The following is a 7,370-nucleotide window of genomic DNA, read 5'->3' as shown; positions in this document are numbered from 1 at the left end:
CGGGCCATGCTGCAATTTTGCCACCCGCGAACCAGCCTTCAACCCGGTTTTGTTAGCGGCTCTTAAAGCGGATTACGAACGCATAGTGGAGCTCCGGGCTCACTGGGCGCTCTACCTGATTGGCGCGGATGCGAAACTGAGCGCGGAACCCTCGCCTTGATTCAGTGGCCGTAGCCGTCTTTACCTGAATCCTCCACATTGCTCCAGTCGCATCATTCACTACGAATACGTCGTCACCAACATCAATCTGTGGAATAGCTACGTTGTAGCCCCTTGCAGCTAACTCGGCCATTACAGCCAGTTGGCCGCCCATCCCTAAGTAATGAGTGCTCACGCAGATTCCCCCTGAGAGCTAACTACCCAATAGCCGGATCCCTGGGTCCGGTTATACGACTTATCCTCAGCGCACCATGTGGTGGGCTATCCCCTTGATACGACTCGATCTTAGGGCGACTGGGTCCGGCTAACAAGCCGAGGCATAACCGGACCCAGCAGGGTGCAGAGCGTGCGCTCCGGCAGCTGTCCGCTTTGGGTCGTTTGGAGCCGGCTAGGCGATAACACCAAATGTCCGATATCAGCCTGAAGTATCCTCTTCGTGTCTAGGCTGTGATGCACTCATGCCGAACAATACCGGGCATCAGCCAACTCCCCTCGCCTTCTCTATTGTCCCACCAACGACTCACAGACGATGCCTCCAACATCCAAGATCGTCCCCGCCGTCACGATCTCCAATGGAGAACGGTCAAACAGCCGAGCCGTTGGAGTAGCGAGGGCCTGATAGACTACCCAAGCATCTGCGTCTTCCGCGTGAGTCAGCACGACCAAGGTCAGCAAATACTTCGTGGGGTCCAACTGCCAGTCAGGGATGCGATACCCCCTATCGCACAGATGCAGGGCCAATAGTCGGCCAGCGCGGATGTCTTGGAGGATTTGCTCCTCGGGCTTCTCTGCCAAACTAGCGAATATCGACAGCGGAAGGTTAGTCGGGCATTCATAGATGCTCAACTGCTCGCTCTCTGACAGGAGGGATGCCCTTGTTGGCGGCTTCGGTGTGAGAGCCTTCAACCCGGCCTTGTTCTTCGCATGGCCCGCAGAGATGGTGATGGTCACCGTGGTGCCGCCATCCAACTCGACCACATTAGCGGAGGCGGATTCGGCTTGTTTCCACTGGGGTAGCTCTTCAGGTACGCCTCGCGCAGGCGCACGCGCTGCGTCCACGTTACCCTGCTCCAGCAGATCCAGGCGATCCGCCCAGTCCTGCATCATGTGGCGACGCTGTTCGATATGTGCGGCATGGTTGTAGGCATCCTGGTCTCCTTGAGGAGCCACGTGCGACAGTTGAGCCGCCACCCAGGCATTCGGGTACCCGAATTCGTTCAGAGCGGTCGAGATGGTCGCCCGGATGCCATGTCCGGTCAGCAACCCGTCGAACCCGAGTGTCTTGAGACCCTGGTTCAGGGTGCTCTCACTGATGGGTCTCCTGAGATCGCCACGATGTGGCAGCAGATAGCGCTGGGCTGGGCACATTGCTTCCAGCAATTGGCGGACGACCCCCAGCGCCTGTGTTGACAGGGGCACCAGATACGGAGGCACATCTTGGGGGGTGAGGCCCTCCTTTCGCATCTTGGCATGCAGCTGCTTCACATGTACCGCTGGGATGGTCCAGAGTCCTTGGGTCAAATCGAACTGGTTTCGCGTGGCCTGCCTCAACTCGCCGGTCCTAACGCCCGTCAGCAGCAGCAGGCGAAGCCCCATTTGAACGGCTTGGGTTCCCCGATAGTTGCGTAGTGCCTGAAGCAGATCCTGCAGATCCTCAATCTGCAGGAAGGGGTTGTGGACTACTGGCGGTTTGGGCATGGCCGCCACGACCAGATCCCGCGCCGGGTTCTTGTCCAACCCAGGAACCTTGACCATGGCAAACCGGAAGAGTTGCCTGAGCCATGAGCGGCATTTCTCGGCGATGGTGAGTGCCTCGCGTTCCTCAATCCTGGACAACACCTGTAGCAGGTCGGCTTGGGTGATCTCATAGATCGACCGCTTGGCTAGGATGGGCAGGATGTCTTTGCGGAAGATCCGTTGGATTTGGTCGAGCGTACTTTGGCGCCCCGGTTGCAGGACGAGGCTGCGGTGTGTGAGCCATTGCTCGAAGACGCTCTGGAACAGCCGGTCTTCGGCCAGGCGCTTGACCAGAACCTCCTGCTGCCGACGCTTGAGCGGGTTGGTTCCCTGTGCAACCAAGGCGCGGGCAGCTTCGCGGCGGCCGCGCGCCTCCTTCAGGCTGATCTCCGGGTACTTGCCCAGCGCGATGCGCTTTTGTTTACCTGACCAGTAGTAGCGAAAATGCCAGCTCTTGCCGCCACCGGGCTTCACGCACAACCCCAGTCCACGACCATCACTGAGGGTGTAGACCTTGTCCTTGGGCCGGGCTTGCCGGACTGCGATATCCGTGGGTGGCATGGCGCCCATCTTCTCAGGGCAGGGGCCCGGATCGTAGCCCCACAGCCAGCGCCACCTCCGTAAGTACCGCCCTATTGCGGGGCAGATGATAGCCTCAAAAAGGGCCTTAAAAAGGCTGGCTGTAGGTGGACGTCCTTGAGCTTCCGTGGACGATCCCCAACGAAAAAAGGAGCCGAAGCTCCTTTTCTCGTGCGTTCCATGGCTCTCTGTGGAGTTCCATGGACGCTATTCATTGGAGCGGGAAACGAGACGTGTACTAGGACAGTAAGTCGTTGTTTCCCAAACACTTTCTTCGTTGGGCTGGCCAGCGAAGACCTCAATTGTAGCCTTGTTTTTCGTCCTCGGCAACAAATTCGTCCAAAGAGTTCCACGGACGTCCATAGAGCTGCACTCAGCACACCACACCCACGATCGGTACATCGTCGTAGGCGACTGCCTCGAACTCATCACCCACGCCCGGTTGTCTGCCCGCATCCATCATCGCGAAGACAACCCAGGTAGATGGTTCTGGTGATGGCACAAGTCGGATGCCACCTGGAAGCGCCAGCACCACAACTCACAGGCGACCTTCTGTCCAAGCTCCTTTGGAAGAACGCTCACGCTGGCCACCGCGTTCCCACACACGATTCTTTATCGATATATCAGGATGACGGGGCAAGCATGACAGGTGCGGGTTTGCTGCGTCCGGCTGGACATTGGGCGACGATTGCGGCCCCCTCGCGCTTCCTAAGACCGCTGGCATATCAGGTCATACCTAGACGGTTTTGCAGAAACCGTAACTTCTCACGACCCTGATAGCGTGAGCGTCGCTGTCGAGCCTACGTCCCGATGCTCGACCTTCTAATCGATGATTTTTACACATCGAACACACGACGACTACCAGTTGCGCGAACTGGTGAGAAGTATTCAAACCACATGACGAAGCGGCCTTCGGGACCCACTTCCTACACAAGCGACAGGCCGACCATGAGGTCGGCGACAAAGGAGTCGGTCATGTAGTTCTTCTCCTGGAAGGAGACGGAGCATGCACGAGAACAAGAATGATGCACCAACATCAAAGGTGTTCTATCGCCCGATCGAAGCGTCCATCCGCTGGGCCGGGCTGCTGCGATACGAGCAGGTGATCCTGGCTTCGATTTCGTCGCCAAGGCGCCTGCCGCAGTCGTTGGACTGTCCACGTTGTGACGAGCTGCGGCTTTGCACCGAACGCATCTTCGACGGCATCCTCAATGGAGAACTGCCCTTCGGACGGAACGGCATCACGACGCGCGATTCCGCGCTGATCGACTCCCCTGATCTGACGGTGCGCCACGTCGATCTGAAGAGCTGGATGCGCCAGCACTATCCCGAGCAACGACCGTGCTTCCTCTTCTCCCGGAGCGAGCGCATCGCCCATCCCTTCATCTCGGTGGAAACTGGGCAGGCGATGCTAGTCGAGCGCCTGGCCCTGAAGTCCACCTTGGACCAGTACAAACGCCAACTGCATGAGTTGCAGGAAAAGCACGGGGCGCTTCTCAAGCAGATGGCGCCCTCTACTGGCGCACAGTGCCTGATCAGTGATCGCGCCGAAGCCACCTACCTGAACATTATCGGCAGCATGCTGGACCTGATGCTCGGCCAGTCGCCTTCGGGCGTGCCGTACTCCAGCTTCAAGACGCAGGAGGCGGTGGTCAGTGCATTGGTCGCCCATCACAGCGGCGCAATGGGGATCGCGGAGCGGACGCTAAACGGCAAGTTCGCCACTGCCAGACGCCGGCTGCGTAGCGCAACAGTCTGAGGTTTTCCATCTTGTATGTGCAATCGCGGAGATTGCATTTGCAATGTCTTTTCCCATCCATGTCTATTGAATGGAGGTCACGCCAACAAACGCCACTGAGCGTTCAGGAGTGACCGCCATGTCGCAAACCCCTGCACTGCCCGCAAGCGAGCGCCGCATCCTGCGGCTTGATGAAGTCGAAACCAAGTCGGGTTTCAAACGCGCCCACATCTACAACCTGATGCGCAAAGGCCTGTTCCCGAAGGCGCTGCGCCTGGGCGTGCGCGCGGTCGGTTGGGACTCCATCGAGATCGATCAGTGGATCGCCGAGCGCGTCAACAACCGGGCCTGACCCGTTCTCCAGCGGACTTCCCATCCTCACACGGAGAACGCCATGCAGGTCGTATCCATCATTTCAACCAAAGGTGGCGTCGGCAAGACCACCACAGCCGCGAACCTCGGCGGGCTTGCCGCGGACGCGGGGCTGCGTGTACTGCTGCTCGACCTCGACGTGCAGCCCACCTTGTCCTCGTACTACGAGCTAGGCCACCGCGCACCTGGTGGCATCTACGAGTTGCTGGCCTTCAACGAGCGCGACCTCGGGCTGCTTGTGTCCCGCACGATCATCGAGGGCCTGGACTTGGTGCTCTCCAACGACCACCGAGGCGAGCTGAACACTTTGCTGCTGCACGCGCCGGATGGGCGCCTACGGTTGCGCCATCTCTTGCCGATCCTGGCGCCTCTCTATGACCTAGTGCTGATCGACACCCAAGGTGCGCGCTCGGTGCTGCTGGAGATGGCGGTGCTCGCCTCCAACCTCGCGCTGTCGCCCGTGACCCCGGAAATCCTCGCGGCGCGCGAGCTGCGGCGCGGCACCATGCAGTTGCTCGAAGACATTGCGCCCTACCGGCACCTGGGCATCGAGCCTCCACCTCTGCATCTGCTCATCAATCGTGTCCACCCTGTGTCAGCCAATGCACGGCTGATCCAGCAGGCCCTGCGCGATCTTTTCCAGGACCACGCCGGCATCCGCGTGCTGGCTACCGACGTGCCGGCCATCGAGGCGTATCCGCGTGCAGCTACGCGCGGATTGCCAGTGCATCGGGTCGAATACCGCCAGCCGCCGGGCAGAGTCGCCCCCGCCGCGCTCGACACCATGCGCGGCCTCGCAGACGAACTATTTCCGCAATGGCGGCACCGATTTGCCATGGTGTCCGGCCGTCCGCCACACCCTCTTGATGCCGGGAGGTCCCATGGCGAACGCACATGAGCTTGCCCGTGGCCACAAGCGGCTTCGCGCCCTGATCGAGTTCGCGGTTGGCGAAGGTTGGCACGTCAAACGCACGCCTGGCGGCCACCTCAAGTTCACCAAGCCTGGCTGCGCCGCGATCTACACCAGCTCGACGGCCAGCGACCACCGGGCGACCCTGAATGCCCGTGCGCAAATCCGCCGCGCCGAGCGCGAGGCCCGATACCAAGCGCAGGGAGGCGGCCATGGCTGAGATCACCTCCCAGCAGATGGCCGGCAAGCTACTCGCGGCCGGGTTCGAGCGTAGCGGCCCGTCAACCTCGACCTTGAGCGACCCGATCGCCGACACACCCATGGTCGTGACCCTAGATCAGTTGCGCCCCTACGACCACGATCCCAGGAAAAAACGCAACCCGGCCTACGAGGAAATCAAGGCGTCCATCCGCGAGCGCGGTCTGGACGCGGCGCCGGCCATCACTCGCCGACCAGGTGAGGACCACTACATCATCCGCAACGGCGGAAATACGCGGCTGGCGATCCTGCGCGAACTATGGTCAGAGACCAAGGACGAGCGGTTTTTCCGTGTATCGTGCCTGTTCCGGCCGTGGCCCAGCCGCGGCGAAGTCGTCATGCTGACCGGCCACCTGGCCGAGAACGAATTGCGCGGGGGCCTCACGTTCATCGAGCGCGCCCTCGGCGTCGAGAAGGCGCGCGAGTTCTACGAGCAAGAAGGCGGCACTGCCTTGAGCCAGTCCGAGCTGGCCCGCCGCCTCGCCGCCGATGGCTTCCCGGTACAACAGTCGCACATCAGCCGCATGAACGACGCGGTGCAGTATCTCCTGCCCGCGATCCCGACCGTGCTCTATGGCGGTCTCGGTCGCCATCAGGTCGAACGCCTGTCGGTCATGCGCAAAGCCTGCATGCTCGCGTGGGAGCGCTACGCCAAGGGCCACCCACTGGTTCAGGACTTCGACGAATTTTTCCAGGAAGTGCTGTCGCAATTCGACGTCCAGGCCGACGAGTTCTCCGCGCAGCGTGTACAGGACGAGCTGATCGGCCAGATGGCCGAGATGCTGGGTGTCGATTACGACGTGCTCGCTCTGGACATGACCGAATCCGAGAGCCGGCAGCGCGCATTGGTCAGCGACCCAACGCCGCCCTCGACGCCGCCTGCGTTGCCGGAGCCGGGAACCATCGCGCGCCCACCTGCAAACACTGCGCCACCCATCGCAGGGGCTGCATCCGCAGCGCCGCCTGCAGGCCGACCTGCGGCAACGCCCTCGACGCGCGAGAGCGACACGGATGCCAGCCAGGCAAGTCCAGCCAACCCTGCGGCGGGTGGCGATCTGCTTCGCGAGCACATCGTCTCGCCGGCACCGACGACCGAACGGCTCCAGTCCATTCAGCGCATGGTCGCCGATCAGTTGGGTGATGCGCTGCCGCCCGACTTCTCGGCGAGCGTCTTGCAGTCCATCCCCGTACAGGCTGGCGGGCTCTATCCGATCTCCGATGTCTGGTACATCGATCCCGGCCTGGACACAGCCGAGCGCTTGCGCATCCACATCGCACAGTTCGCCCGCGAAATCGCGGGCGAGGCAGACCTGGACGAGTGCATTGATGATCGTGCAGAGGGTATCGGTTTCGCGTGCCGGGCCCGTACCCAAAGCCCCGCGCCGCTGGGCCGTGCCGTCCTCGCGTTGTTGGCGTGCCTGGCCGGTCAGCGTCCCGCCGACGTCGGCTTGCACGACGGGCAAATCGTCATCGACCTGCCGGCGCTGCTGCACGGCCAGGGTGATGCGACCCAGCGATTGAGCGACACCTCGCTGGTCAAGCTGTTCCGGCTGCTGCGGCTGGCCCGGCGCCTGCTCGACCTTGAAGCCGGCGCTGCGGACCTTGGAATGTGAGCGA

At 61.5% G+C, this 7,370-nt stretch carries 6 protein-coding genes; 5 read left to right on the top strand and 1 reads right to left on the bottom strand.

Annotated features, from left to right (window positions below):
* Nucleotides 1-660: 660 nt before the first annotated feature.
* Entirely contained in the window at nucleotides 661-2,457 is a 1,797-nt protein-coding gene (locus MJ605_RS16475; RefSeq protein ID WP_243042550.1) for a tyrosine-type recombinase/integrase, read from the bottom strand.
* A 1,024-nt stretch (nucleotides 2,458-3,481) separates the two neighbouring features.
* On the opposite strand from MJ605_RS16475, the gene MJ605_RS16470 reads away from it, so the two are divergent.
* The 5 genes from MJ605_RS16470 (at nucleotide 3,482) to MJ605_RS16450 (ending at nucleotide 7,366) form a co-directional block, all read left to right on the top strand.
* Nucleotides 3,482-4,234 (top strand): hypothetical protein, encoded by a 753-nt coding sequence (locus tag MJ605_RS16470; RefSeq protein ID WP_023093477.1) that lies wholly within the window; start codon nucleotides 3,482-3,484, stop codon nucleotides 4,232-4,234.
* A gap of 118 nt (nucleotides 4,235-4,352) precedes the next feature.
* Complete coding sequence (locus MJ605_RS16465) at nucleotides 4,353-4,565, top strand: AlpA family transcriptional regulator (protein ID WP_009459729.1); 213 nt, start codon at nucleotides 4,353-4,355, stop codon at nucleotides 4,563-4,565.
* A 42-nt stretch (nucleotides 4,566-4,607) separates the two neighbouring features.
* Complete coding sequence (locus tag MJ605_RS16460; protein ID WP_023657261.1) at nucleotides 4,608-5,483, top strand: ParA family protein; 876 nt, start codon at nucleotides 4,608-4,610, stop codon at nucleotides 5,481-5,483.
* On the top strand, nucleotides 5,467-5,715 hold the full coding sequence (locus tag MJ605_RS16455; RefSeq protein WP_019726333.1) for a hypothetical protein: 249 nt from the start codon (nucleotides 5,467-5,469) through the stop codon (nucleotides 5,713-5,715). Before MJ605_RS16460 ends, MJ605_RS16455 begins: the two co-directional genes overlap by 17 nt.
* The gene (locus tag MJ605_RS16450) at nucleotides 5,708-7,366 is read left to right on the top strand and encodes a ParB family protein (protein ID WP_033936687.1); all 1,659 of its coding nucleotides are present in this window, start codon (nucleotides 5,708-5,710) and stop codon (nucleotides 7,364-7,366) included. The genes MJ605_RS16455 and MJ605_RS16450 overlap by 8 nt, the downstream gene beginning before the upstream one ends.
* Nucleotides 7,367-7,370 lie beyond the last annotated feature (4 nt).

The sequence above is a fragment of the Dyella sedimenti genome, from assembly GCF_022760995.1.
In the GTDB taxonomy this organism is placed as follows: Bacteria; Pseudomonadota; Gammaproteobacteria; order Xanthomonadales; family Rhodanobacteraceae; genus Dyella; species Dyella sedimenti.
This window is presented reverse-complemented; position numbering and strand designations above follow the sequence as displayed.